Raw genomic sequence first — 382 nt, forward strand, 5'->3', positions numbered from 1 at the left:
GGTGGGGCCGGTTCGGGTGGTTCGGGTGGTTCGGGTGTGGTGGTGGAGGTGGAGGGTCATGGTCGGGAGGCGTTGGGGGGTGTGGATCTGTCGCGGACGGTGGGGTGGTTCACCGCGGCTCATCCGGTGCGGCTGGATGTGGGTGGGGTGGATGTGGGTGCGGTGGTGTCCGGTGGTGTGGCGGCGGGTGAGTTGCTGAAGGTGGTGAAGGAGCAGGTGCGGGCGGTGCCGGGGGATGGTCTGGGGTTCGGGTTGTTGCGGTATCTGCATCCTGAGGCGGGTGCGGTGCTGGCGGGCTTGGGGCGTCCGGTGATCGGGTTCAACTATCTGGGCCGGTTCGCGGGGGGTTCCCGCCGGGGTCCGGTGAGCGCCTGGCAGCCGG

Annotated in this window: 1 protein-coding gene; it reads left to right on the forward strand. The window is 70.2% G+C overall.

Features of this window, described 5'->3' with window-relative positions:
- Positions 1-81 precede the first annotated feature (81 nt).
- Positions 82-382: condensation domain-containing protein (locus HCK00_RS26720; protein ID WP_311765521.1), on the forward strand; the 301-nt coding region annotated here is incomplete at its 3' end.

This window comes from Streptomyces zingiberis (assembly GCF_012034935.1).
In the GTDB taxonomy this organism is placed as follows: domain Bacteria; phylum Actinomycetota; class Actinomycetes; order Streptomycetales; family Streptomycetaceae; genus Streptomyces; species Streptomyces zingiberis.